This window comes from Novosphingobium sp. NDB2Meth1, assembly GCF_900117425.1.
Classification (GTDB): Bacteria; Pseudomonadota; Alphaproteobacteria; order Sphingomonadales; family Sphingomonadaceae; genus Novosphingobium.
The window spans coordinates 119619-142448 of the sequence record NZ_FPEH01000032.1 but is presented as its reverse complement, the minus strand read 5'-3'; the positions used below and the strand labels follow the sequence as shown (position 1 = coordinate 142448).

The 22830-nt window shown below is 65.3% G+C and carries 27 protein-coding genes; 13 read left to right on the top strand and 14 right to left on the bottom strand.

Annotation, left to right across the window (positions count from 1 at the left end):
- Positions 1 to 15 precede the first annotated feature (15 nt).
- From NDB2M1_RS18860 to NDB2M1_RS18850, 3 genes are read right to left on the bottom strand one after another with little or no spacing between them, the layout of a single operon-like run.
- Positions 16 to 1167 (bottom strand): acetyl-CoA acetyltransferase, encoded by a 1152-nt coding sequence (locus tag NDB2M1_RS18860; protein ID WP_054122990.1) that lies wholly within the window; start codon positions 1165 to 1167, stop codon positions 16 to 18.
- Complete coding sequence (locus NDB2M1_RS18855) at positions 1160 to 1528, bottom strand: Zn-ribbon domain-containing OB-fold protein (protein WP_054122989.1); 369 nt, start codon at positions 1526 to 1528, stop codon at positions 1160 to 1162. Before NDB2M1_RS18855 ends, NDB2M1_RS18860 begins: the two co-directional genes overlap by 8 nt.
- A complete protein-coding gene (locus NDB2M1_RS18850; protein ID WP_072384337.1) occupies positions 1525 to 2727 on the bottom strand; it encodes a CaiB/BaiF CoA transferase family protein in 1203 nt (400 codons plus the stop codon). Before NDB2M1_RS18850 ends, NDB2M1_RS18855 begins: the two co-directional genes overlap by 4 nt.
- 241 nt (positions 2728 to 2968) lie before the next feature.
- Here NDB2M1_RS18850 and NDB2M1_RS18845 point away from each other — a divergent pair, with 241 nt between their 5' ends.
- Genes NDB2M1_RS18845 through NDB2M1_RS18835 form a run of 3 tightly spaced genes read left to right on the top strand, consistent with a single transcriptional unit; the run spans position 2969 to position 5755 of the window.
- Entirely contained in the window at positions 2969 to 3730 is a 762-nt protein-coding gene (locus tag NDB2M1_RS18845; protein ID WP_054122987.1) for an SDR family NAD(P)-dependent oxidoreductase, read from the top strand.
- A 13-nt stretch (positions 3731 to 3743) separates the two neighbouring features.
- Positions 3744 to 5111 (top strand): aromatic ring-hydroxylating oxygenase subunit alpha, encoded by a 1368-nt coding sequence (locus NDB2M1_RS18840; protein ID WP_253185953.1) that lies wholly within the window; start codon positions 3744 to 3746, stop codon positions 5109 to 5111.
- Positions 5108 to 5755 (top strand): FMN-dependent NADH-azoreductase, encoded by a 648-nt coding sequence (locus NDB2M1_RS18835; protein WP_072384336.1) that lies wholly within the window; start codon positions 5108 to 5110, stop codon positions 5753 to 5755. Before NDB2M1_RS18840 ends, NDB2M1_RS18835 begins: the two co-directional genes overlap by 4 nt.
- On the opposite strand, the gene NDB2M1_RS18830 is transcribed toward NDB2M1_RS18835, so the two are convergent.
- The gene (locus NDB2M1_RS18830) at positions 5701 to 6210 is read right to left on the bottom strand and encodes a MaoC/PaaZ C-terminal domain-containing protein (RefSeq protein ID WP_072384335.1); all 510 of its coding nucleotides are present in this window, start codon (positions 6208 to 6210) and stop codon (positions 5701 to 5703) included. The genes NDB2M1_RS18835 and NDB2M1_RS18830 overlap by 55 nt on opposite strands.
- Entirely contained in the window at positions 6207 to 7451 is a 1245-nt protein-coding gene (locus NDB2M1_RS18825; protein ID WP_072384334.1) for an aromatic ring-hydroxylating oxygenase subunit alpha, read from the bottom strand. Before NDB2M1_RS18825 ends, NDB2M1_RS18830 begins: the two co-directional genes overlap by 4 nt.
- 156 nt (positions 7452 to 7607) lie before the next feature.
- On the opposite strand from NDB2M1_RS18825, the gene NDB2M1_RS18820 reads away from it, so the two are divergent.
- Positions 7608 to 8072, top strand: a complete 465-nt coding sequence (locus NDB2M1_RS18820; RefSeq protein WP_171955448.1) for a VOC family protein — start codon at positions 7608 to 7610, stop codon at positions 8070 to 8072.
- Positions 8069 to 8422 (top strand): Rieske (2Fe-2S) protein, encoded by a 354-nt coding sequence (locus tag NDB2M1_RS18815; protein ID WP_054123023.1) that lies wholly within the window; start codon positions 8069 to 8071, stop codon positions 8420 to 8422. Before NDB2M1_RS18820 ends, NDB2M1_RS18815 begins: the two co-directional genes overlap by 4 nt.
- Positions 8423 to 8455: 33 nt before the next feature.
- Here the strand turns inward: NDB2M1_RS18815 and NDB2M1_RS18810 are convergent, their stop codons facing one another.
- Both NDB2M1_RS18810 and NDB2M1_RS18805 read right to left on the bottom strand, forming a co-directional pair.
- Positions 8456 to 9619: an MFS transporter gene (locus tag NDB2M1_RS18810; RefSeq protein WP_255352080.1), complete on the bottom strand. Its 1164-nt coding sequence runs from the start codon at positions 9617 to 9619 to the stop codon at positions 8456 to 8458.
- Positions 9620 to 9697: 78 nt separating this feature from the next.
- Positions 9698 to 10474 carry an aspartate/glutamate racemase family protein gene (locus tag NDB2M1_RS18805; RefSeq protein WP_054122981.1) on the bottom strand — a complete coding sequence of 259 codons (777 nt, stop codon included), beginning with the start codon at positions 10472 to 10474 and terminating at the stop codon, positions 9698 to 9700.
- 141 nt (positions 10475 to 10615) lie between these two features.
- Here NDB2M1_RS18805 and NDB2M1_RS18800 point away from each other — a divergent pair, with 141 nt between their 5' ends.
- Positions 10616 to 11362 (top strand): GntR family transcriptional regulator, encoded by a 747-nt coding sequence (locus NDB2M1_RS18800; protein WP_072384332.1) that lies wholly within the window; start codon positions 10616 to 10618, stop codon positions 11360 to 11362.
- A complete protein-coding gene (locus tag NDB2M1_RS18795; protein ID WP_216234068.1) occupies positions 11359 to 12273 on the top strand; it encodes an HpcH/HpaI aldolase/citrate lyase family protein in 915 nt (304 codons plus the stop codon). The genes NDB2M1_RS18800 and NDB2M1_RS18795 overlap by 4 nt, the downstream gene beginning before the upstream one ends.
- Here NDB2M1_RS18795 and NDB2M1_RS18790 read toward each other — a convergent pair.
- Positions 12270 to 13439 (bottom strand): CaiB/BaiF CoA transferase family protein, encoded by a 1170-nt coding sequence (locus NDB2M1_RS18790; protein WP_072384679.1) that lies wholly within the window; start codon positions 13437 to 13439, stop codon positions 12270 to 12272. The two genes, NDB2M1_RS18795 and NDB2M1_RS18790, sit on opposite strands and share 4 nt — an antisense overlap.
- A 98-nt stretch (positions 13440 to 13537) precedes the next feature.
- Here NDB2M1_RS18790 and NDB2M1_RS18785 point away from each other — a divergent pair, with 98 nt between their 5' ends.
- Complete coding sequence (locus NDB2M1_RS18785) at positions 13538 to 15040, top strand: 4-hydroxyphenylacetate 3-hydroxylase family protein (RefSeq protein WP_054122979.1); 1503 nt, start codon at positions 13538 to 13540, stop codon at positions 15038 to 15040.
- 4 nt (positions 15041 to 15044) lie between these two features.
- Here the strand turns inward: NDB2M1_RS18785 and NDB2M1_RS18780 are convergent, their stop codons facing one another.
- The 3 genes from NDB2M1_RS18780 to NDB2M1_RS18770 are packed head-to-tail and all read right to left on the bottom strand — an operon-like array spanning position 15045 to position 17243.
- On the bottom strand, positions 15045 to 15695 hold the full coding sequence (locus NDB2M1_RS18780; protein ID WP_054122978.1) for a 2-hydroxychromene-2-carboxylate isomerase: 651 nt from the start codon (positions 15693 to 15695) through the stop codon (positions 15045 to 15047).
- On the bottom strand, positions 15695 to 16552 hold the full coding sequence (locus NDB2M1_RS18775) for a TauD/TfdA dioxygenase family protein (RefSeq protein WP_072384330.1): 858 nt from the start codon (positions 16550 to 16552) through the stop codon (positions 15695 to 15697). Before NDB2M1_RS18775 ends, NDB2M1_RS18780 begins: the two co-directional genes overlap by 1 nt.
- A gap of 13 nt (positions 16553 to 16565) precedes the next feature.
- Positions 16566 to 17243 (bottom strand): cysteine hydrolase family protein, encoded by a 678-nt coding sequence (locus NDB2M1_RS18770; protein WP_072384329.1) that lies wholly within the window; start codon positions 17241 to 17243, stop codon positions 16566 to 16568.
- Positions 17244 to 17337: 94 nt separating this feature from the next.
- Between NDB2M1_RS18770 and NDB2M1_RS18765 the strand changes: the two genes are divergently transcribed.
- From NDB2M1_RS18765 to NDB2M1_RS18745, 5 genes are read left to right on the top strand one after another with little or no spacing between them, the layout of a single operon-like run.
- Positions 17338 to 18060, top strand: coding sequence for a glutathione S-transferase family protein (locus tag NDB2M1_RS18765; protein WP_054122975.1), 723 nt, complete (start codon positions 17338 to 17340; stop codon positions 18058 to 18060).
- On the top strand, positions 18057 to 18743 hold the full coding sequence (locus tag NDB2M1_RS18760) for a glutathione S-transferase family protein (protein ID WP_054122974.1): 687 nt from the start codon (positions 18057 to 18059) through the stop codon (positions 18741 to 18743). The genes NDB2M1_RS18765 and NDB2M1_RS18760 overlap by 4 nt, the downstream gene beginning before the upstream one ends.
- Positions 18744 to 18785: 42 nt before the next feature.
- Positions 18786 to 19217, top strand: a complete 432-nt coding sequence (locus NDB2M1_RS18755; RefSeq protein ID WP_054122973.1) for a nuclear transport factor 2 family protein — start codon at positions 18786 to 18788, stop codon at positions 19215 to 19217.
- Positions 19217 to 19615, top strand: a complete 399-nt coding sequence (locus NDB2M1_RS18750; RefSeq protein ID WP_054122972.1) for a nuclear transport factor 2 family protein — start codon at positions 19217 to 19219, stop codon at positions 19613 to 19615. The genes NDB2M1_RS18755 and NDB2M1_RS18750 overlap by 1 nt, the downstream gene beginning before the upstream one ends.
- A 22-nt stretch (positions 19616 to 19637) precedes the next feature.
- Positions 19638 to 20414: an SDR family NAD(P)-dependent oxidoreductase gene (locus tag NDB2M1_RS18745; protein WP_072384328.1), complete on the top strand. Its 777-nt coding sequence runs from the start codon at positions 19638 to 19640 to the stop codon at positions 20412 to 20414.
- Between the two features lie 41 nt (positions 20415 to 20455).
- On the opposite strand, the gene NDB2M1_RS18740 is transcribed toward NDB2M1_RS18745, so the two are convergent.
- Genes NDB2M1_RS18740 through NDB2M1_RS18730 form a run of 3 tightly spaced genes read right to left on the bottom strand, consistent with a single transcriptional unit; the run spans position 20456 to position 22827 of the window.
- Positions 20456 to 20815 (bottom strand): hypothetical protein, encoded by a 360-nt coding sequence (locus tag NDB2M1_RS18740; RefSeq protein ID WP_072384327.1) that lies wholly within the window; start codon positions 20813 to 20815, stop codon positions 20456 to 20458.
- Between the two features lie 11 nt (positions 20816 to 20826).
- Positions 20827 to 21999, bottom strand: coding sequence for a class I SAM-dependent methyltransferase (locus NDB2M1_RS18735; protein ID WP_216234067.1), 1173 nt, complete (start codon positions 21997 to 21999; stop codon positions 20827 to 20829).
- Positions 22000 to 22020: 21 nt separating this feature from the next.
- The gene (locus NDB2M1_RS18730) at positions 22021 to 22827 is read right to left on the bottom strand and encodes an alpha/beta fold hydrolase (RefSeq protein WP_072384325.1); all 807 of its coding nucleotides are present in this window, start codon (positions 22825 to 22827) and stop codon (positions 22021 to 22023) included.
- Positions 22828 to 22830 lie beyond the last annotated feature (3 nt).

Here is a 22830-nt window from a genome sequence, read left to right as displayed (position 1 = left end):
TGGTCCCGGCTCTTACTAGACCGTCTCGGCATTCCCGAAGATCACCGTCGCCTGCGCCGATAGCGTGCCGCCGTTGCCGTGGGCGAGCGCAGTTTTCGCGCCCGCGATCTGGTTGGCCGCTTCCCCGCGCATCTGGCGCACCCCTTCGACCATTGCGAACATGCCATACATGCCCGGGTGGCAGCACGAAAGGCCGCCGCCGTTGGTGTTCACCGGCAGCGAACCGCCCGGCGCAATCGCGCCGCTCGCCACGAACTTGCCGCCTTCGCCCTTGGGGCAAAAGCCGAGGTCTTCGAGGAACAGGATCGTGTTGATGGTGAAGGCGTCGTAGAGCTGGACCGTGTCGATCTGGTCCGGGGTGAGGCCTGCCATCGCCATCGCGCGCGGGCCGGATTCTGCAGCGGCGGTGACGGTGATGTCCTCGGCCTGCGTCACCGAGTTGTACCACGTCGCCGCAGCAGCGCCGAGCACGGGGACGAGCGGCTGGGGGCCATCTTTCGCGCGGTCCGAGCGGGTGAGGACGAGCGCGGCGGCGCCGTCGGTGACGAGGCAGCAATCGCGCGCGCGGATCGGGCTGCTGATGAGCCGGCTGGTGGCGACATCCTCGATGCTCAAGGGCCCCTTGGCGAAGGCTTCGGGGTTGGTGTTGGCCCAGAGCCGCGCGGCGACGGCAACACTGGCGAGGTCCTCGCGCGTGGTGCCGTACTGGTGCATGTGGCGCGCGGCGGCGAGCGCGTAGAACGAGAGCGGGTACATCGGGTTGTAAGGCGCGTCCCACCGGTCGGGCCTAGCCGGGGTCGAGAGCTTGCCGCCGCTGGAGCGCTGGTTGGCGCCATAGGCGATGACCGCGCAATCGAGGTATCCGGCATCGAGCATCATGCACGCCGTGACGAGGTGGCTCATGAACGAGGCCCCGCCCGCGCGGTTGTTGTCGGTGAAGCGCGGGTGGAGGCCGAGGTACTGCGCGAGGCTGAGCCCGGCGAAGAGATCGTCGGGCAGCGCAATGAACAGGCCATCGACTTCGGACAGATTGATCGCGGCATCGGCGAGCGCGAGCTGGACCGCCTTGCCCGCCATCTCGATGGTCGAGTGGCCGGGCATTTCGCCGACGCCGAAGGTGGAAGCGCCGGCGACGGAGACGCGGCCGCGCGGGAACGTGTCACCCATGAGCCTGCTCCACCGGATCGAAGACAATCATCGGCGTTTCTCCGCCGATGATGCGGGCCTTGACGGCCATGCCGATGCTGAGCGTTTCAGGCGTCACGCCTTCGACCCGGCCCATCAGGCGCGCGCCTTCGGCGAGGTCGACGAGAACGACGTTGTATGGCGGCTCGGGCGGTTTGCGCTGGATCCATGTAGCGGAATAGATGGTGCCGTTGCCCGAGGCTTCGACCCATTCAAGACCGGCTCCAGTGCCCGGAGCGAAGGCGCGGGGCGGGAAGACCGCTTTGCCGCCACCGACCGGCTGCTGGATCAGGAAGCGCCTCTCGGCAAGCGCTGCATCCCATTCGGCGGCTGGACCGTTCATGACAAGACTGCTCCTGAAGCGACCATCGCCGCGATTTCGTCTTCGTTGAATCCCGCTTCACCCAGTACCGCCGCACTGTCTGCGCCCAGCGCCGGGCCGGGATCGCCGATGGCGCCGGGAGTGCCGGAAAACTGCGTGGGGATGCCCGGGTAGCGCAAGGTGCCAAGCTCCGTTTCGGCGCTGTGCCAGAAGCCCGTCTCCTCGAGGTGCGGATCGTGGAGCAGGTCCTGCAGCGAGGCGATGGGCGTTGCGGGGATTTCTGCGCGGCGGAACAGGTCCATCCACTCCGCCGTGGTGCGGGTGACCATGACCTTCTCGACATGGGCCAGCACCGCCGAGATGTTCTCGCTGCGGCTGCGCATCGAGGCGAACATGGGATCGTCCGACCACTCGGGGTTGCCGAGTTCGCGGAAGAAGGCCTGCCACTGCTTGTCGTTGTAGATCATCACGCCGACATGCCCGTCCGCCGTCTTGTAGGGGCGGCGCGAGGGCGAGGTGGCGCGGGGGTAGACCGGCGGGCCCAATGGCGGATCGAACAGCGAGCCGCAGATGTGCTCGGTCGCGGCGAAGGAGACGAGTGTCTCGAACATCGGGACTTCGATTTCCTGGCCCTCTCCGGTCTTTTCGCGCGCATAGAGCGCGGCGATCACGGCATAGGCACCGGTGAGGCCGGCGACCTTGTCGGCGATGACGGTGGCGCTGTAGGTCGGCTCTCCGCCGGAGAGCTTGGCTTGAAGGTCTACGATGCCTGAGGCGGCCTGGACGATATCGTCGTAGGCCGGGTAATCGCGGTAGGGGCCGGTGCGGCCATAGCCATAGAGATTGGCGTAGATGATCTTCGGGTTGGCGGCCTTCAGCGCGGCGTAGTCGAGCCCGAGCCGGGCGATGGCCTGCGCGCGCATCGAATGGATGAAGACATCGGCATCCTTGGCGAGGCGCAGCACGGCATCGCGCGCGGCCTGCTGCTTGAGGTCCAGCGCAAGGCTGCGCTTGCCGCGATTGACATTGAGGAACATCGCGCCGCGCGTCGGGTCTGGACCCGGCGGAATAAAGCGCGTGGTATCGCCGGCGGGGCCTTCGATCTTGATCACGTCTGCACCGAGATCCGCGAAGATCTGCGTGGCATAGGGGCCCATCAGCACGGCGGTGAGATCGAGCACGCGCAAGCCTGCAAGTGGGCCTTTGCCGCGCCCGCTCATGGCATCAGTTCCGCGCTGGTGATGAGCGTTGAAGGCCCCATGATTCTCCCGTTTCGTCTGGCCGTTTCGCGGCACTTCGGTCCGCTATGACGGACGATAAAAAAGCATTCAAGCATGTTTTTTTCTTGGCGGGTGAGCGCCGCCCCCATAGAGTGCGCGGCGACAAGAGGAGCGGGCTGGTTTCGGGCAATCCGGGCCATGCACTACAAGATGGTAGCCCCGCCGCAGGAAAGGACAAGACATGGATCTGGGACTTCAGGGCAAGAAGGCGATCGTCGTCGGCGGCGCGCGCGGCATCGGCTATGCAGTGGCCGAGATCCTGGCGCGCGAAGGTGCCGATGTCGCGATCAGCGCGCGCGGCGAGGACAGCGTGAAGGACGCGGTTGCCGCACTGGGGCGCTATGGCACGCACGTGGTCGGCAAGCCCTGCAACGTGAAGAAGGCGGACGACTACAAGGCTTGGCTCGAATGGGCCATCGAGGCGCTGGAAGGCGTCGATGTGCTCGTGCCACTGAGCTCGGCCGGCGGCGGCATGGGCAGCGAAAAATACTGGCACAATGCGTTCGAGACCGACGTGATGGGGCCGGTCCGCGCGGTCGAGGCGGTGATCCCGGTGATGACGCAGCGCAAGGGCGGCTCCATTGTGCTGGTGGCGACGACGAGCGCGCTCGAAGCGATGGGCGGTCCGCAGGCGTACAACGCAATGAAGGCCTCGCTGATCACATGGGGCAAGCAGCTGGCGCTGGCGCATGGCAAGGACGGCATCCGCGTCAACGTCGTCTCGCCGGGCCCGATCGAGTTCGAGGGCGGTAACTGGGACATGATCAAGGGCACGATGGAGAAGTTCTACCAATCGCAGCTGCGCCAGCAGCCGATGGGGCGGCTGGGCAGGCCGGAGGAAGTGGCGAAGGCGATCGTGTTCCTCGCCAGCGAGGCGGCAAGCTGGTGCAGCGGTTCGCATCTGGTGGTCGACGGCGCCTACACCAACCGGACGCATTTCTGAGATGGACCGGCCGGTGACGCACAAGCCCGTCACGTGGGATACGTCGAAGATGGACGTGAAGCGCGTCGTTGACGTGATCCGCGTGACGCCCGAGACGAACACCAGCCGCACGCCGGTGGACAAGGCGCCCGATCCGGAGTTGGGCCATGATGTGATCCCGGCGGCGCGGTATTATTCGCCCGAGTTCATGATGCTGGAATGGGAGCGAATCTGGACCAAGGTCTGGCTGCTCGGCGGGCGGGCCGACGACATCCCGGAGCCGGGCGACTACATCTGCACCGAGATCGGCAAGGAGAGCGTGCTGATCGTGCGGCAGCATGATGGCTCGCTGCGCTGCTTCCCCAACGTGTGTCTCCACCGCGGCAACCGGTTGCGGCCCGAAGGGATCGGCAATGCGCAGGCGTTCCGCTGCATGTACCACCACTGGACTTACGGTCTGGATGGCAAGATCGAGCGGCTGCCGGATCTGTGCACCTTCCCGCAGGGCGGTCCTCCGGGGATGACCTTGCCGAGCCTGCCGGTGACGGAGTGGAACAGCTTCGTGTGGTTCTCGCTGAACCCCGACGTCGAGCCGTTCGACGATTACATCGCGCCGCTCAAGGACCATCTCGAGCCCTATCACCCCGAGCGGATGGCGTGGAAACGCGACGTGACGGTGGAGTGGGACTGCAACTGGAAGGCTTCGGTCGACGCCTTCAACGAGACCTATCACGTGCAGGGCATCCACCCGCAACTGCAGTGGTATCTCGATGACGTGAACGTGCAGATCGACTGCTATGAGCGGCACAATCGCTATCTGATCCCGTTCGCCGCGATCTCCCCGCGCGTCGCCATGCCGAGCACGATCCCGCCCGCGATCGAGGAGATCATGCGCCATGCGGGCATGGATCCGGCGGAGTATGAGGGCCGCGTCAGCGACATCCGCCGCGACGTGCAGCTATTCAAGCGCAAGCACGGAAAGGCGCAGGGGAAGGACTATTCGGCGCTGAACGACGACCAGCTGACCGACGACTACCACTACATGATCTTCCCCAACGTCGCGCTCAACGTGCATGCGGACGACATCATGATGTTCCGCCAGCGCCCCCACGCGAGCGATCCCAACAAGATGCTCTATGACGTCTGGGTGTTCGAGCTGGTGCCGGAGGGGCAGCCTTGGCCCGAGCGCGTGAAGCACCGCCGCTTCAAGCACGGCGAGCGCAGCATCGGGCAGGTGCTCGATCAGGATGCCTACAACCTGCCGACAGTGCAGGCAGGCATGAAGAGCGAGAGCTTCCCGGGGCTGTGGATCGGCGAGCAGGAACTGCGCATCCGCCACTTCCACAAGGTGCTGGACGATTACATCTACGGGCCGGGCGGCAAGCAGGAGGGGGATCTGTGAGCCAGCGCATCCTCCATGTGATCGGGTCTCCGCGTGGGGATCGCTCGCGTTCGGTGAAAGTGGCGGAGCGATTGATCGCCGGTCTGGTGGCAGCGAACCCCGGCGCGGCGGTCGAGACGCTGAATGTCTGCCAAGCCGATCTGCCCGCGCTGACCGGGCCGGTGATCGAGGGGCGCTATGCGCTGATCGAGGGCCGCGAGGTGGCGGACGCAGTGCGCGCGGAGTGGGAGCGGATCGGCGCGGCTGTGGCGCACTTCCTCTCGTTCGACACGGTGGTGTTCAGCGTGCCGATGTGGAACTTCGGCATTCCCTGGCAGCTCAAGCAGTACATCGACACGATCACCCAGCCGGGCATGGCGTTTCGCGTTTCGGAAACTGGCGTCGAAGGGCTGGGCGCGGGCAAGCGGGCCATTCTGGTCGCTTCGGGCGCACTCGATATCCGGCCCGGGGCTCCCGGGGCGGAGCTCGATCATCAGGTGCGCTTCATGCAGGCGTGGCTAGGCTTTATCGGCATCACCGATGTGCACGTGGTGCATCTGCGGCCGACTTATGGCCCGCCCGAGGTGGTCGAAGCCGCGATGGATGAGGCTTATGCCTCGGCCGAAGCGCTGGTCGCCGATCTGTCGCGCGCCTCGCGCGTGTAGACAAGGTTTGTGCTCTCGAAGGTCACGCATTCGGTGCCATCTTCCAGCGCCACGACATAGCGCGTGACGGCGGTGCCGCGCGGCTTGCCGCTGCGCGAGGGCTCCAGCTTAAGGATTTCGCTGGAGACACGCAGGGTATCGCCCGCGCGGACCGCGCGCTTGAGGCGCAGCCGGTCCCAGCCCACGCCGCAGACGAAATCGATGTCGCCATTGATCGCGTGGTCCATCTGCCGCCAGATCGCCAGCACATGGATGCCGCTCGCGACGACCTCGCCGAATACGGAAGCGCGCGCGGCCTCGGGATCGGTGTGGAACCACTGCGGATCATGTGCGCGGGCGAACTCGACGATTTCCGCCTCGGTCACGGTGCGCGGGGGCGAAACGCGCGTCTCGCCCACCGCCAGGTCTTCGAATGTCCGCCAGGGCGTGCCGAGCGGGGAGAGCGTATCGGTCATTCGCGGACGATGAAGGGCGCGAGCACCGGCTTCACGCGCAAATGCTCCGGCACGTTCTCCACGCCGATGCGCCGGTCGAGCTCCTCGTGCCAGTTGTAGATGCGCCGCTCCTGATAGTTGAGCGACATGCCCTTGAAGCCGCGGCCCTCGACCGATTCCTGAATCTGCGGCGCGAACTGCAAGTCCTCGTAGAGGATGCGCTCCCAGTTCTTGATGCGCGTTTCCCACAGCGGGTGCGGGTTCGCCGCATCATGCTCAGGCGCGAGCCAGGTCGAGACCACGCGGGTGCGGTTCGGCCCCATCGGCCAGAACTGCAGCAGCGGAATGCCGGTGGGTGCGGGCGGCATCACGAAGTTCGGGTAGATCGAATAGGAGACGTTGTTCTTGGCGACGAACTCCGAGATCGTCGGGATTTCGGGCATGCCGACAGTGCCGGGATCGACCCAGCCTTCGCGGCGGTTGGGCGTTGCCATGCGGCTGTGGCCATTGGGCCAGAGCGTGACGATCATCGCGCGGTGATCAAGGAAGCGGTCCACGGTGTTCTCGTGGATCGACTTGAGATGATAGACCTCGAGGAACGCATCGAGCAGCACCTTGACGTTGCAATCCGTCTCGTACGTCCGGCTGTCGACAAGGCGCAGGGTGTCCAGTTGGAGCTGTTCAAGCTCCGCCGCCATCGGGCCGATATGCTGGAGGAGCGGTTCGGCATTCGGGTCGGCATTGAGGAAGATCAGGCTGCCGAGCAGTTCGCAGCGCACCTGGCTCAGCGCGTGGCAGGAAAAGTCGAAGTCTTCCGCAAAGTCGCGCCGGTCGCGGACCGCGGTGAGCTTGCCTTCCAGCGTGTAGGACCAGCCGTGATAGCCGCAGACGAACCCGCGCGCGGTGCCGCTCTCCTCCTTTACGAGAGGTGCGCCGCGGTGCTGGCACGTGTTGTAGTACGCGCGGATGTCGCCTGAAAGCGTGCGGGTGACGATGACGGGGGAGCCGGTGTTGCGGCAGAGAAACCACGAGCCGGGTTCGGGCAGCTGGTCGACATGGCCCGCATAGAGCCACGCCTTCTTCCACATCCCCTTGTCCTCGAGTTCAAGGAAGACGGGATCGACGTAGCGCCCGCCGGGGATCGATGGCAGCGCGGGGAAATCGACCGGCGGGCCATTGCGCTCGCGTTCCCACGCCATGCGTGCCAGATCATCGGCAGGGGGCGAGGCCAGCGGGGGCTGGGCGGTGAGGGCTTCAGACATCGGACTCTCTCTCCCGGAACGACGGGGTTCCGATTGCAGTTTAAAAACATTCATGTATGCTTGTAAAGTGATCGTTTTCGAGGTGATTTTGGCAGAATTTTCAATTTTATAACATAGGCTTGATCCATGATGGCGAGCGCTGCGGGAGTGATGCGAATGGAGATTTTGGCGGGTATCTTTCACCATGGCGTGATCGTGGATGATCTGGAAGCGGCGATGGCGCATTTCACCGCGACGATGGGCTGCACATGGACGCCGGTGCGCGCCTTCGATCCGATGCCGGTGTGGAATGCGGCAGGCGAGCAGCTTACGGCCAAGCTGCGCGTGGTCTATTCGCACCAAGGGCCGCTGCGCATGGAACTGATCGAGAGCGTGCCCGGCACCGCCTATGACGCAATGCGGGCGCTCGGCCCGTCGCACCTTGGCGTCTGGGTCGATTCGGTGGCTGACAGCGCAGAGGCGATGCTGGCGGACGGCTGGGAACTCGTTCTGGGCGGCGCACCGGCAGCTCAAGGTCACGGCGCAATCGCTTACCTGTCGAAGCCCGGCAGCCCGGTGATCGAACTGGTGGCCCGCGCGATCACGCCGGTGATGGAAGAGTGGTGGGCGGCAACCGCATGAGCACGACCTGGCACGACTTGCTGCCCGAGGCCGAGTTCCCGGCCGAAGGCAAACTGGCGGCGCGGCTGGCGGGGTGGCACGTGCTGGTGCTGCGTGCGGATGACGGGAGCTACCGCGCGGTCAATGACCGCTGCACGCACCAGGCCGCGCTGCTTTCGGAAGGCCGTGTGCGGCGCGGTGCGGTGATGTGCCCACTCCACGGCGCGCGTTTCGATGTGCTCACCGGCAAGTGTCTGGGGGCCGCCTATCCCGACCTCCGGACATTCGCGGTGCGCGTGGAGGCTGGACGGATCACGGTGGAAATTCCCGATGCGCAGCCCGGGCCGGGCGAGACGCCGGTCGTTCTGTAGCCGGCCATGCCGCGAGGCCCGGGCTGACCCGGTTCAGGATGGAGAGGGGCGGTTCGGCAGCTGCGCACTGCCTTTCAGGAGCGAGGCTCCGGCAAGGACAGCCAGCAATGCCAGCCCGCCGAGCGCGGCGGCCTTGCTGCCCAGCGCGTGATCGAGCTGCACGAAGGCAAGCGGGGCGATCAGCACGCCGAGATAGGCAAACGACGTTCCGGTGGCGACGGCCTCGGCGGTACGGCCTGTCGGCGCGGCGCGCAGCCCGAGCTCGGCGAGCAGGATGCCGTTCCAGCCCATCGCGGTCATTCCGAGCAGCATGCTGCCAACCACAAGCCTGAAGGCGGATGGCAGCGGCCAGAGCAGGAGCAACCAGGCCGCGCCGGTCAGGAGACCGATGAGGGCAAGGTGAAGCATCGCCCGACCCCAGCGCGACGTCGTCATGCCGAACACGATGCGCGCCGCAGCTCCTGCCATCGTCGCGATCGCCAGGTATCCGGCGGCCTTGCCTACGGAGAGGCCGTGCAGCCAGACCAGTCCCGGCACGAGATAGGTCGTGAGAGCGGCCTGATTGATCGCGTAGACCCCTGCGATCAGGGCGAGCTGGCGTGTGGCGCGTTCGCTCAAGGCGCTGCGCACAGACCCCAGCAGGCGCTGCCGCGGCGGCAGGTTGGCCGAAAGCGCGCCGAACGGACGCAGCCCGGGGAGCGACAGCACGAACGTGGCGGCGAGCAGCGCCAGCACCGGCAGGGTCATGCTTTGCCACCCCGCCTGCTGCGCGACATGGGGCGCGATGAGCGCGACCAGCGTCGTGCCCACGGGTACGCCCGTCTGCCGCACCGAAACGACCAGCGGCTGCATGGCGGACGAATAGCATTCGGCCAGCACCAGCGAGCTCGACGGGACGATCACCCCGTAGGCGAGGCCCATGAGGACGATGCCGAGGCAGGCTGCGGCGACCTGCAGCGGCGGCGGCGCGATACAGGCGAACAGGGCATAGCCAAGCCCCGTCGCCGCCACGGAGCCAAGCTGGATGGTGCGCACGCTGAAGCTCGCCATCAGCCGTGCAGTGCTGATCGAGCCGACTATGGCCGCCGCATAGATCAGCGAGGTGTAATAGCCGATCCAGCTTTCGGGCAGGTGCTGCGAGCGGACGATGAGCAGGGAGATCGCCAGCGGACCCGCGATCGTGAACGACGCCGCGATCTGGATCAGCGAGGTGGCAAACAGTGTTCCGAGGCCGCTTCGGTGCGGCGCGGAGGAGGCAGGACCGGAGATGGCGGGTCAGCCCTGGCCCCGCTGGACCCGTGCCCCGCCATCGAGCATGCCGCTGATCATGTCGCCCATGTAGACATGCGGCTTGGGATAGGCCGCGCGGCTGTGCTTGAGCCCGAGCGAAAGCGCCGCCTCGACCAGCTTGTAGGTGAGCGGGCCCGGATTGATCAGCGGCACCGGCAGACGTTCGGCAAGCCACGCGTGGCTCTGGTGCATGGTGGTCGAGCCGAGGCAGATCGCCTGAGCGCCGTCCTCTACGCACTGCATCGCGCTCTCGAGCAGCTTGGGAAAGACGTCTTCCTCCTTGCCGCCGAGGAGGTTTGCCACATCCGGTGCGATATTGGGGGAGCGGACCGAGACGCACTTGTCCTCCAGCCCGTATTCGCGCAGCGTCTTGGTGTAGAGCCCCTTCCACGGCGCCCACTGGGTGAGCACCGAGAAGTTGTTGGCGAACAGCAGCGCGGTCAGGAACGAGGCCCGGCCCGGCGAGATCACCGGGATATCGAGCACCGAACGCAGCGCATTCATGCCGGAATCGCTCATCGTATCGATGCAGACGGCATCGTAGCCGTCCATTTCCGCGCTCAGCCCGGCCTCGAAGATCGAGATATCGGCGAGCACATAGTCGTGATGGCTGTCGTACAGCGCGGGCGCGGCCTTGACCGGCTTGTAATCGAACGTGATCCCCGGCCCGAGCCGGACGGAATCGAGCTGGGCCTTGCGGTTGGCGACGCCTTCGTCGTCGAGCGGAAACGGAACGATCACCAGAACGCGCTTGTCGGCCATGACGGGATCCTCTTCGGAGCGCGGTGCGCCGGCACCGCGGCATCGGGTTTGCCTGAGGCAGGAACTATGCTAGCTTAATCACCAATGGTCCAGACCAATAATCCACCCACCGGAATTCGAACGACCCACGGATTGCCTGCCATGTCCAGCCAGCCCCTTCCGCGCTATCGCGAAATCGCCGACCGCATCCAGGGCGAGATCGCGTCGGGCAAATGGCCGGTGGGCGAGCAACTGGCCCCCGAGCACGTGCTGGCAAGCGAATACGACGTCAGCCGCTTCACCATCCGCGAGGCCATGAGCCGGCTCGAGGAAAGCGGCCTGATCAGCCGCCAGCGGCGGCGCGGCACGATCGTGACGGCGCAGCACCCCGTCGAGCAGATGGTGCAGAAGCTCGGTTCGATGGACGAACTGCTGCAATATGCGCCACAAACCCGGCTCAAGCCGATCCGCACGAGCATCGTCGAAGCCGATGTCGCGCTGGCGCAGATGCTGCCCTGTTCGGTCGGTGCGTCCTGGGCGCGGATCGAGACCATCCGCACCGAGGCCAAGCGCAGCCCGGTCTGCTGGAGCGACATCTACGTGCCGGCCGAATTTGCAGGCGTGGCGGAGCGCATCGGCAAGGACACCACGCCGGTGTTCCAGCTGATGGAGCAGATCTACGGGATGCACGCCGCCGATATAAACGCGGAGCTGTTCGCAGGCTCGCTCTCGCAGCGCAAGGCCGAGGCGCTCGACGTCGCGCCCGGCAGCCCGGCCCTCATCATCGTGCGGCGCTATCGTGATCGCAACGGCCGCCTGTTCGAGGTTTCGGTCAGCGAACACCCGGCTGGGCGCTTTTCCTATTCGGTCGATCTCAAGCGCAAGGAAGGAAGCCTCGCGGCGTCATGACAGAGCAATTCACCACCATGGCGCAATTGAAAAGCGGCCCGGTAATCACCGCCATGCCGATCCGCAGTTTCCTGTTCGCCCCGGCCAATCACCCGCGCAAGGTCGAGAAGGTCTTTGCGAGCGGGGCGGATGCGGTGATCCTCGATCTTGAGGATGCCTGCGCGGCGGCGGAGAAGGCCGCGAGCAGGGCGAGTGCGGTGGATGCGCTTTCCGCGCCGCGCCCTTGCCTCGGTTATGTGCGGATCAATGCCGCCGATACCGAATGGTGCCTGCGCGATCTCGACGGGGTGATCGGGCCCTGGCTGGACGGCATTGTCGCGCCGAAGATCGAAAAGCCCGAGGAGATCGTGCTGATCGATTGGCTGATCGCCCAGTTCGAACGCGAGCGCGGCCTGCCGGTGGGCGGGATCGACCTGATGCCGATCATCGAGACCGGCGCGGGGCTTCACGCGCTCGATGCGATCATCGCGGCCGGCACGCGCATTCGGCGGATCTCGTTCGGCGCGGGCGATTTCACGCGCGACATGCGCATGAAATGGAGCGCCGACGAGGCCGAACTGGCCTACGCGCGCGGCCGGCTGGTGCTGGCGTCGCGGGTCGGCGGGCTGGAGGCGCCGATCGACACGGTGCATATCGACCTCGACGACGAGGAGAGCTTTGCCGGTTCGGTAGTGACCGGCGTGAAGTTCGGCTTCCAGGGCAAGCTGCTGATCCATCCCAAGCAAGTGGCGCTTACCAACCGCTCGTTCATGCCGAGCGAGAAGGAGATCGCTCGGGCGCGCAAGATCGTCGACGCCTTCACCGCCGCCGAGAACGCAGGCTCCGCTTCGATCAAGGTCGACGGGTACTTCGTCGACTATCCGATCGTCGAGAAGGCGCAGCAGGTCCTCGCGCTGGCGGCGAGGCTCTAGCCGAGCCAATCCGCCAACACGGCCGCGTTGTCGGCACCCAGCGCGCGCCCGGCCCAGCGGATGGCGCCGGGCGTCTCGCTGAGGCGGGGGCAGACGGCGGGCAGGGTCAGCTCGCCCGCGCGTTCGTCTTCGATGCTCACCAGATTGCCGCGTGCAGCATATTGCGGATCCTCGAAAATCTCGTCGATGCCATAGACCGGGCCGCAGGGAACCTGGCCGCGTTCGCAGGCGGCGAGGACTTCATCGCGGGTCATCCCGCTGGTCCAGTGGCTGACGAAGGCGTCCACTTCGGCGCGGCGGGCCTCGCGTTTCCGGATCGTGCCGTAGATGCCGTCGCCGGTCACGTCCATGCGGTCCATCACCTCGGCGAGGCGGCCAAAGATCTTGTCGTTCGTGCAGGCGATCGCCACCCATTTCCTGTCCTTGGTGGGGTAGTGACTGTGTGGCACGGCATTGACCGTGCCCGCTCCCATCCGCTGCCGCACGTAGCCGTGCCGGGCATAGGCGGGCGCCAGCTCGTCGAGCAGCCGGAAGGTGCCCTCGTAGAGCCCGAGATCGATGATTTGCCCACGCCCTGTGCGCTCGCGGACATGCAGCGCGGTAAGCACGCCGAGCGCGGCGTAGACGCCGGTGAGATAGTCCGAGAGGGTTGCGGTGCCCGGCGAGGCCGGCGGCGCGTCCGGCTCGCCGCAGAGGAAGGAAATGCCGCTGAAGGCATTGGCGATGCGGCCGAAACCGGGCCGGTCGCGATAAGGGCCGGTCTGCCCATAGGCCGTCACCCGCGCGATGATGAGGCGCGGATTGAGGGCCTGCAGCACATCGGGCCCGAGGCCCCAGCGCTCGAGCGTGCCGGGCTGGAAATTTTCCACCAGAACGTCTGCCTTGGCCGCCAGCTGGCGCAGCGCCTCCGCGCCTTCCGGGGTGCGCAGGTCGAGCTCGAGCGAGCGCTTGTTGCGCCCCTCGCTCAGCCAGACGAGCGTATCGCCGGCCTCGGTCGGTGTGCCGAACTTGCGGACCGGATCGCCGCTGCCGGCGAGCTCGACCTTGACCACGTCCGCTCCGAATTCCGCAAGATAGGTCGCGCAATAGGGCCCGGCGATGAACGTGGCCAGATCGAGCACCTTGAGGCCTTCGAAGGCACCTTGGGGCAGGCTTGCGGGAGGCATTTCGCACACTTTCTATTGGTCCAGACCTTTTTCCCGCGTAAGGGAATGGCAAAGGGCCATCAAGGCCGAATGTTGTATGCCGAAGGGGAGCCTGCGCCGTGCTCAAGTCCGCCGAAGCCTATCGTGAATCGCTGCGCAGCCTTGCCCCGCGCGTTTATGTCGGCGGCGATCTGGTGGCCTCGGTGGCGGATGAGCCCCGGCTGGAGCCCGGCATCAACGCGGTGGGGCTGACCTACGATTTTGCGCTCCTGCCCGAATCCGCGAAGGTCATGGTCACGACCGGACTTTCCGGCGATCCGGTCAACCGCTTCCTCGCGATCAATCGCAGCCGGGAGGACCTGCTCGACAAGCTCGAGGCGGTGCGCCTCACCTGCCAGTATGGCGGCTGCACCCAGCGCTACCTGACCCACGACGCGTTCAACGGGCTGTGGGAAGCGACCTGGCGCATCACCCAGCGCACCGGCAGCGAGAGCCATGACCGGCTCAAGGCCTATATCGCCCACGCGCAGGCGCATGACCTCGCCATCGGCATCGCCATGACCGACGGCAAGGGCGACCGTTCCAGGCGCCCTTCGGAGCAGGTCGAGCCGCTGTCCTATGTCCATGTGCGCGAGCGGCGCGCGGATGGCATCGTGATTGCCGGCGTGAAGGCCATCGTGACGGGGGCGCCCTATATGCACGAGTTCCTCGTGCTGCCATGCCGCCGGATGCGTGCCGAAGACCGCGACTTTGCCGTCGCCTGCTCGGTGCCGATCGACGCGCCGGGCATCACCGTGGTCTCGCGCCCGGCGGGCCGTCCCGGCAATGCGGCGGCCAGGTTCAGCGCCAAGTTCGCGCAGTCGGTCGCGGCAGTCCACTTCGACGATGTGTTCGTGCCGTGGGACCGGGTGTTCATCGATGGCGAGACCGAAGAAGCGCACCTGATGACCACCAATTACGCTTCGCACCACCGGCACAGCTGCATCGGCGCACGCGCGGGCTTCGGCGATCTGCTGATCGGCGCGGGCGCGCTGATGATGGAGGCCAACGGGCTGGACCTCGACCGTATCGCCCATCTCAAGGACAGGATGGTCGAACTGATCAAGATCACCGAAGGCTTCTATGCCTGCGGCGTGGCGGCCTCGACCTTCGGCGAGGAAGACGCCGCGGGCAATTTCCGCCCCGAGCAGATCTATTCCAACATCGGCAAACTGCTGCTGGCCAACCAGATCTACGACATGCACCGGCTCGCGCACGAAGTGTCGGGCGGGCTGGTGGTCGGCTTGCCCGGCCCGGAGGAGGACCACAACCCGGATACCGCCCCGATGATCGAGAGCCTGCTGCGTGGACGGCCCGACGTTCCCTATGCCCACCGCGCCAATGTCGCGCGGTTCATCGAGGATCTCACTGCTTCGGAAACGGGCGGCTGGTATTCGGTGATCAGCCTCCACGGCGGCGGCTCGCCCGAGGCGATGAAGCTGGAAATACTGCGCAACTATCCGGTGCAGGACCGCAAGGACCTCGTGCAGGCGCTGCTCGATCGCGGCGCGCTCGATCTGGGCAAGGGCCCCGCGCGCGACAAGCAGCCGGGCCGGTGCTGCACCAAGGGTTGCGCGGAATAAGCTCTCAGCGCGGGCGCACGGTTGCCATCGGCAGGTTCGAAACGCGCGCCATTTCGCCGCTCGCGAACAGGCCGGGATCAGCCAGATAGGCCCGCGCCATCGGCATGGCATCGAGGCCCCAGAACAATTCGTCCCCGATAGCCAGCGTGGGCACGCCATAGACGCCCGCTGCGACGGCTGCTTCAGTGTTGCTGCGCAGCCGGTCCTTCACCTGCGGGCCGTTCGCGGCCTCCAGCGGTACACCCAGCGCATCGGCGAGGGCTGCTGCTGTCTCGGGACTTTCCGGATTGCGCCCCTCACCCCACACCAGCCAGAAAGCAACCGCCACATCGGCGACGCTGAGGTCACGCACGCAGAGCAGCCGCAGCAAGGCCAGCGGATTGAACGGATGCGCGGGCGGCGTGCGGAACGGGATGCCGCGCTCGTCCGCGATCCACTGCGCGATGCGGTAGGTCTGCGTGCGCTTGGCGGGGATTTCCGCCGGGCCGAGATGGCCGAACGCCTTCAGCAAGCCGGCGAACAGCACGGGGCGGAACGTGACCTCGTGCCGATCGCAAAGCTCCTCGATCTCCGGAACGGCCAGCGCCGCGAACGGCGAGATGACATCGAAATACCAGACGAGGGGCGGTGTCGGCGGCTGCTGTCCCGTCTCCATCAGAACGGGATCGCGCGGTCTGGCTGCGGCAGGATCGTGGTGCGCAGCATCAGCCGTTCATGCTCGCCATCAAAATCGTCGCGGCGGTGCATGGTGCAGGCATTGTCCCACAGGATGGCATCGCTCACGCGCCAGTCGTGGCGGTAGATGAACTCCTCCCGCGCGGTCCAGGCGAACAGCTCGTCGAGCACGGAACGGCTCTCGTCCTCCGGCAACCCATTGATCTTTATAGTCATGCCGGGGCAGACATAGAGCGCGCGCCGCCCGCTATAGGGATGCGTGCGCACCAGCGGGTGCACAATATCGGGCGTGAGGTTCTTCTGCTTGGCGTTCGTGTCGGTCGAATACATCCGGTTGAACGCGACGTATGACTGGATCGCGGTACGCCCGTCGACCACGTCCTTGAGATGGCGTGGCAGCCGGGCATAGGCCGCGGTCATGTCGGCAAAATGCGTGCCGCCGCCCGCAGGCGGGATCTTCACCGAGTAGAGCAGCGAGGCGATCGCCGGCTTGGGCAGATAGATCTGGTCGAAATGCCAGCCCACCTCGCCATCGGCCAGCGCCCCGGTGGGCTTGCCGTTCTCGCGGATATTGGTGATCTGCAGCAGTTCGGGATGGGTCTTGTTGAGCCACTCTTCGCGCAAGTGGATCTCGAGCGGACCGATCCGGCGGCTGAACTCGATCAGATCTTCCTTCTCGATCTGCTGATCGCGGAACAGCAGCACTTCATAGCGCAGCCACAGCCCCTTGATCTCGTTGAAGACGTCGGCATCCATATCGCGCGAGAGCGTGACGCCGACCACTTCGGCGCCGAACGTCTCGGCCAGCGGCCTGACTTCGAGTGACTTTGCAACCATGTCCTGTCCCTGTTTAGCCCGCGTTGGTGGTCTGGGCGATTTCCGCGATGATTTCTGCCGTGGTGGCCACCCGGCCCCAGAGGCGGCGGAAGGTGTTCTCGTAGGCGTCCTGCATGAGATCGCTGCAGGTGCCCGAGGCATCCGAGGCGAGCACCACGCCGAAGCCCCGGTCCGCCGCTTCCTGCCCGGTCATGCCCACGCAGTTGTTGGTGGAAACGCCCGTCACGATGATCTCGCGAATGCCCTTCGAGGTGAGGTGCGCGCCGATCCCGGTGGATGCAAACGCACCCATCGTCACCTTGTTGAACACCGGTTCGCCCGCAAGGGGCTTCAGCGCATCGACGATCTCGTGCTCGCGCGTGCCCGCGTGGTTGTTGGTACCTTCGAAGAACGGGCGCATGTGGCGCGGCGCATCGCTGTAGTCCGGCCGCTCGCTGCCCACCGTCACGTGCACGACATGGGTGCCATTGGCGCGGAATGCGGCGAGCATCCTGCCGATGCTCGGGATCAGCAGCGCATCGATCCGGTCGAACCGATAGGCGGCGCTGTCGAGGGTGCCCTGGCGTGCCAGCAGCGCGCCAAGCCCATGGTCGCGGCTGCCACTGGCGTACTGCATGTCGACCACGACGAGTGCCGTGGTCCGCGCACTCATGCTGACGGGTGCGGTGAAGCCTTCAACGTAGCTCGACATCGCGGGAGCCCTTTTGATTGGTCTGGACCTTTTCCTAACACCGCCTTGACAAGCGGTGCAATAGGAAGAACCATGAGACGAAAGGAAACCGGCCATGAAACTGTTCTACTCGCCCTTTCACACCTTCGTGCACAAGGTGCTGGTGACCGCGCACGAGTGCGGGCACTGGGACAATCTGGAGCGTGTCGCGACTTTCCCGTTCAAGAACAACGCGGGCGAGGATTGCGGTGACAGCTACGACATCTCGCCGCTCAATCCTCTGGACAAAGTGCCCACGCTGGTCACCGACGATGGCCAGGTGATCTTCGCCAGCCAGGCGATCTGCGAATACCTCGACAGCACCGCGACCGCGAGGAAGATGTATCCCGCGCCGGGGCCGAAGCGCTGGGACGCGCTGCGCCGCCTCTCGCTTTCGGACACGATTTTCGAGAGCACTGTCCAGATGGTGATGGAGCAGTGGAAGCCCAAGGAACAGTGGAACATGGGCCTGTTCGAATGGCTCTGGCCCAAGTTCATCGCCGGGCTGGATTCGCTGGAGCGCGATGCTCAGGCCGGATGGGACGAGTTCGATGTCGGCCATGCCGCGATGCTGCACGCGATCAGCTATCTCGGCTTCCGCGCCGAATTCTATGAGGCCAAGGACCCGATTCACCCCAATTTCAACTGGCGCGAAGGCCGCCCGGCACTGTCCGCATGGTTCGATGAGGCGATCCAGCGGCCTTCGGTCCAATCGCACTACAACAAGCCGTTCGAAGGCGATGACAGCGCCGCTGCCTGTCAGGCGGCTGTCAAGGCCTGCCTCGCGCTCCGGTCATGATCGACCTCTACTACTGGCCCACTCCAAACGGCCACAAGATCACGGTCGCGCTGGAGGAGATGGGGCTCCCCTACACGGTGAAGCCGGTGAACATTCTGGGCGCTGAACAGCATACGCCGGAGTTTGCAGCGCTCAGCCCCAACACGCGCATTCCGGCGATTGTCGATCATGACGGGCCGGGCGGTGCGGCGCACAGTGTGTTCGAATCCGGCGCGATCCTGATGTACCTCGCTGAAAAGTCGGGCCGCTTCTGGCCCGAGGACGCTGCGGCGCGGTCGGACATGATCCAGTGGCTGTTCTTCCAGTGCGCCAACGTCGGTCCGATGTTCGGCCAGTGCGGCCACTTCCGCGGCTATGCGCCGGAGCGGATCGAATACGGCATCAACCGCTACTGCGGCGAGACGGTGAAGCTCTACGGCGTGATGGACCGGGTGCTCGGCACGCGGGCCTATCTTGCGGGCGCGGACTATTCGCTGGCCGACATGGCGACTTACCCGTGGTGTGCGCCGAAGATCCGCGATCTCCATGCCATCGAAATCGAGCAGTTCCCCAACGTGAAGCGCTGGGTGGGCGAGATCGAGCGCCGGCCTGCTGTGCAGCGCGGGATGGCGGTGCTGGGGGATGTGATGAAAATCGGCAACCCCGACGAGAAAGCCCGCGAAGCGCTCTTCGGAAAAGCCTGAACCCCTGAAATCTCAGCAGAATATCACAAGGAGGAATCCGCAATGAGCGAATGGCAAGAGGCGGGACCGGGGCAGACAGCGCTGCCTTATCCCTACTACATCGACATCGTGACGAAGCGTTACTTCGACGGCGTCGACAACAAGGCGATGGATCAGGTTCTCGACTGCTTCACCGAAGACGCGATCCTGACCGAAGTGACCTCGAACACCGTCCACAACGGCAAGGCCGCGATCCGGGCGATGTTCACCAAGCTCTTCGCCGACTTCTCGGACATCTGGCACGGCAATTTCGTCCACACCGCAGACCCCGCCAGCAACTCGGTCTGCTCGCAGTTCACCGTGCTGATCACGCCCCATGGCGGTGACGAGCTGCGCTACGAGAACTGCAACCGCTTCTACCTCAATGGCGACAAGTTCCACCGGGTCTATGTCTACATGAGCGGCGACAACCTGCTCAAGGAAGGGGACGCCTGATGCAGTACGAACCCACTCTCAGCCGCGCCGAACTGATCGAGCTGGCCACGCAGAAGTATTTCGCCAGCGTGGACCGCAAGGATATCGAAGCCGCGCTCGATTGCTTCCATGAAGAAGCGCTGTTCTGCGTGCAGACCGAGTTCACCCGCCATGCGGGCAAGGCCGCGATCCGCAAGATGTTCGAAGGCTTCATGGGGGCCTACGAAACCATCGTGCACAAGGACTTTGTCTGCACGGTGGACGAGAAGAACGGGCGCATCACGGCGAGCTTCGAAGCGGTGCTGACCGCCGAGGATGGCACCGTGACGCGGCTGTTCAATACCAATTTCTGGCGCATCCGCGATGGGAAGTTCCAGGAAGTCTACGTCTACTTCAGCGGGGCGAACGTCCTCGTCTGATCTTGCCAAGGGAGCGGCGATCATGACGGACACGACCGGCGCGGCGCCGCTCCTCGGGCGCACCGCGCTCATCACCGGCAGCTCGTCGGGCATCGGCGCGGGGGTGGCGCTTGCCTTTGCCCGCGCCGGGGCGGCGTTTGTCATCATCAACTATCCGCATGAAGCAGAGGCCGTGGCTGCCGAGGCCGTGGCAGAGGAAGTGCGCAGCCTTGGCGCGAAGGCGCTGGCGGTGCAGGCCGACGTTTCCGATGAAGGCCAGGTGACGGCCCTTGTCGCGGCGGCGCTAGAAGCGGCAGGCCGGATCGACATTCTCGTCAACAATGCCGGTATCGGTCATGGCGACACGGTCGAAGACCTGCCCATCGCCACATGGGACCGCGTGATCGGCATCCACCTGCGCGGCACCTTCCTGATGACCCATGCCGTGCTGCCGGGCATGTATGCTGCTGGGTTCGGCCGGATCATCAACACCGCCTCGCAGCTTGCCTACAAGGGCGCGCCGGGGCTTTCGGCCTATACGGCGGCGAAAGGCGGGATCATCTCGTTCACGCGTTCGCTGGCGCTGGAAATCGGCAGCCGCGACGTGCGGGTCAATTGCGTGGCTCCGGGAGCGACGCGCACGCCGATCCTCGATGCGGTGCCTGCCGATGTTCTGTCAGCGATCGAGGCCGGCATTCCCATCGGCCATCTTGCGGAGGTGGATGATATCGTGCCCACTTACGTGTTCCTCGCCAGCGAAGCCGGACGGCACTTTCAGGGGCAGGTCCTGAGCCCCAACGGGGGCGATCACTTCCTGTGAGGTGCGCGGGGCGGCGCACTCGCCACCCCGGACACTCTGCTTCAATCAACCTGCGTCACTTCCTCGATCACGGCTGCATAAGGCTTCGTATCGGCCGCGCGCTGTTCGAGCTCCTCGCGCTCCTGATGCACGATGCGCAGCACCGTATCGAGGTAGGTGTCGCGCCAAGCGTCGCGCTCGGCACGCACCGTCGCGTCGGGCCTGTAGGCATCGACGGCTGCGCGCGTGGGTGCCTGCCCCGCCTCGGCCAGTCGCTCGATGGTATCGATCCGGTCGCGCAGCACCGCGACTTCGCCGGCCAAGGCCAGCGTGATCGCCAGCGTCTTGTCGATCGCAGGATCGGCGAAGTACTGCGGCCGTTCGCCGCGGGCCTTCTTCTGCAGGGTTACATGTTCGGCCATCTGGGTGTTCCTTACTTCTGCACGCCCCAGAGCCACCAGGCCCCGCCGCCACCGAAGTCACCGCCCTGGAACACCTTGGTTCGCCGCTCGGTCGCCTCGAAGGCGCTCGGCTGGTAGGCCTCGAACGCCTTGGCCGGATCGAAGCCGGTTTCCGCTGCGATCTCGGTCGCCACCAGTTCGTGGCTGGCGCCCCAGTAGGGCTCGTTGTTGTTGCGGGTATCCCAATCGAGCATGAAAGCGTCGTAAGCCGGGAGATCGCGGTAGGGCGGCGTTTCGGCGTGGACCACCAGACCGCCCGGGGTGAGCAGGCGGTTGCACTCCTTCATGATGCGCCGCATCGCCGCGTTGCTGGTCTCGTGGACCAGAATGTGGCTGACGATCAGATCGAAATAGCCGTCCTCGAAGTCGGTGCTCTCCGCGTTCTGCTGACTGAAGTGCACCGTCTTGCCCATCGATTGCGCGCGGGCATGGGCATAGCGCAGCACCGGCGCGCCAACGTCGATGCCGAAGACTTCGGCTTCGGGGAAGGCATCGCAGTAGCTCAGCGTCGAGTGGCCAACCGTGCAGCCCATGTCGAGAATGCGGCGCGGCTTGAACTCGGGGTGGTTTTCCTTGATCCAAGCGATCGTGGTATCGCCGATATCGCTATTGAGCGGCCCCATGCGGCCCATCGCGTAGATGTAGACGGCAGTATCGTAGACCGCGCCGTTGGCAACGTCGTCGGCCGTGAATTCGGTGTGATAGCCGCCCGGCATGCAGTGGATATCCACGCCGCGGTGATACTTGGGAATCTCGAGGTCCGGGTTGAGCCGCAGGGTACCGGCAGCTTCGCCGCCCTTGCCCGCCGCCGCGATGAGATCGGGCAGCTGGCGCTCGACGGGGATCTGGACCGACTTCCACATCATCTCCTGGCTGTTGCGCTGCATCGCGCTCCAGAAGTTGAAATAGGGATCCTCGCTCATCGCCTTGCGGATATCGGCGTAGGTTTCCGGCTCGGCCCCGGTTGCCTTGCGGTAGGCCGGCTTGGCGCGGGCTTCATAGGCATCGTGGTTGCCGAGCGACACCTTGGAGGCGAGGTGGAATTTCAGGCTCTTCACGAACTCCTGACGGGAAAACTCGTCAGACGTTGTCTGCGGCAGCACGCCGTGGCGGAATTGGGTGGTCAGATCCTGAGTGGCAGTCATGACTTCCATCCTTTGATGAGATTACACTGAGATTTCCCGCAAAAACGACGCCAGTCCAGCGGCAAAATTGTCGGCATCGAGATCGGGTTCGAAATTGGCGCCATCGACCGGCAGCACGCGCGCATCGGGGCGCATTTCGGCAGCACGGCCAAGGTAGGGATGCAGCACATCGTCCGGCGCGGCGGCGATCATCATCGGCACCCTGATCTCTTTGTAGAATGAGGGAAAATCCTGCCCCCATACCGCGCTGTAGCTCTTCACCCGGCCGATGTAGGCACGCATCTGATCGCACATCTCGCGGTGGATCAACTGCGGATCGGCATGGGCGCCCAGCTGGCGCAGATATTCCCAGTTCTCAAGTAGATAGCTGCCCGAGACGACGGGCGAGAAGGGCACACCATAGTATTTGGAGAATTCGACGCGCTCCTCGGCCGTCAGCGGAACCGGGCCGATCATCGTGAGCGAGGCGACGAGATCGGGCTGACGCGCGGCCAGTTCCACCCCGATGCACGAACCGGTGTGATGGCCGACGACGTGGCACTTCGTGATGCCGAGTGCGCGCACCGCCTCGCCTAGCCAGCCGACATATTCGGTCATCGAGGGATAGTGCTCTTCGGGCACGTCGAACGAACCGCCGAAGCCGGGGGTATCGAGCGCGTGCATCGGCCACTCGCCCTTGAGCAGTTGCATGGTCTTGAGCCACATCTGGCCCGAGCTGGCGGTCTGGTGGAAGAACACCACCGGCACGCCTTCTCCCGCCAAGCTGCGGACGTGGATCTGGCCGCCGCTGGTATCGACATAGCTCTTGCGGATACCTGCCTCGCTCATCCC

Bases quoted from the DNA above. Each gene is read 5' to 3' on its own strand.
- NDB2M1_RS18860 (WP_054122990.1), bottom strand. From the start codon at position 1,167: ATGGGTGACACGTTCCCGCGCGGCCGCGTCTCCGTCGCCGGCGCTTCC.
- NDB2M1_RS18855 (WP_054122989.1), bottom strand. From the start codon at position 1,528: ATGAACGGTCCAGCCGCCGAATGGGATGCAGCGCTTGCCGAGAGGCGC.
- NDB2M1_RS18850 (WP_072384337.1), bottom strand. From the start codon at position 2,727: ATGAGCGGGCGCGGCAAAGGCCCACTTGCAGGCTTGCGCGTGCTCGAT.
- NDB2M1_RS18845 (WP_054122987.1), top strand. From the start codon at position 2,969: ATGGATCTGGGACTTCAGGGCAAGAAGGCGATCGTCGTCGGCGGCGCG.
- NDB2M1_RS18830 (WP_072384335.1), bottom strand. From the start codon at position 6,210: ATGACCGATACGCTCTCCCCGCTCGGCACGCCCTGGCGGACATTCGAA.
- NDB2M1_RS18825 (WP_072384334.1), bottom strand. From the start codon at position 7,451: ATGTCTGAAGCCCTCACCGCCCAGCCCCCGCTGGCCTCGCCCCCTGCC.
- NDB2M1_RS18820 (WP_171955448.1), top strand. From the start codon at position 7,608: ATGGAGATTTTGGCGGGTATCTTTCACCATGGCGTGATCGTGGATGAT.
- NDB2M1_RS18815 (WP_054123023.1), top strand. From the start codon at position 8,069: ATGAGCACGACCTGGCACGACTTGCTGCCCGAGGCCGAGTTCCCGGCC.
- NDB2M1_RS18805 (WP_054122981.1), bottom strand. From the start codon at position 10,474: ATGGCCGACAAGCGCGTTCTGGTGATCGTTCCGTTTCCGCTCGACGAC.
- NDB2M1_RS18800 (WP_072384332.1), top strand. From the start codon at position 10,616: ATGTCCAGCCAGCCCCTTCCGCGCTATCGCGAAATCGCCGACCGCATC.
- NDB2M1_RS18795 (WP_216234068.1), top strand. From the start codon at position 11,359: ATGACAGAGCAATTCACCACCATGGCGCAATTGAAAAGCGGCCCGGTA.
- NDB2M1_RS18790 (WP_072384679.1), bottom strand. From the start codon at position 13,439: ATGCCTCCCGCAAGCCTGCCCCAAGGTGCCTTCGAAGGCCTCAAGGTG.
- NDB2M1_RS18780 (WP_054122978.1), bottom strand. From the start codon at position 15,695: ATGGAGACGGGACAGCAGCCGCCGACACCGCCCCTCGTCTGGTATTTC.
- NDB2M1_RS18775 (WP_072384330.1), bottom strand. From the start codon at position 16,552: ATGGTTGCAAAGTCACTCGAAGTCAGGCCGCTGGCCGAGACGTTCGGC.
- NDB2M1_RS18770 (WP_072384329.1), bottom strand. From the start codon at position 17,243: ATGTCGAGCTACGTTGAAGGCTTCACCGCACCCGTCAGCATGAGTGCG.
- NDB2M1_RS18765 (WP_054122975.1), top strand. From the start codon at position 17,338: ATGAAACTGTTCTACTCGCCCTTTCACACCTTCGTGCACAAGGTGCTG.
- NDB2M1_RS18760 (WP_054122974.1), top strand. From the start codon at position 18,057: ATGATCGACCTCTACTACTGGCCCACTCCAAACGGCCACAAGATCACG.
- NDB2M1_RS18755 (WP_054122973.1), top strand. From the start codon at position 18,786: ATGAGCGAATGGCAAGAGGCGGGACCGGGGCAGACAGCGCTGCCTTAT.
- NDB2M1_RS18750 (WP_054122972.1), top strand. From the start codon at position 19,217: ATGCAGTACGAACCCACTCTCAGCCGCGCCGAACTGATCGAGCTGGCC.
- NDB2M1_RS18745 (WP_072384328.1), top strand. From the start codon at position 19,638: ATGACGGACACGACCGGCGCGGCGCCGCTCCTCGGGCGCACCGCGCTC.
- NDB2M1_RS18740 (WP_072384327.1), bottom strand. From the start codon at position 20,815: ATGGCCGAACATGTAACCCTGCAGAAGAAGGCCCGCGGCGAACGGCCG.
- NDB2M1_RS18735 (WP_216234067.1), bottom strand. From the start codon at position 21,999: ATGACTGCCACTCAGGATCTGACCACCCAATTCCGCCACGGCGTGCTG.
- NDB2M1_RS18730 (WP_072384325.1), bottom strand. From the start codon at position 22,827: ATGAGCGAGGCAGGTATCCGCAAGAGCTATGTCGATACCAGCGGCGGC.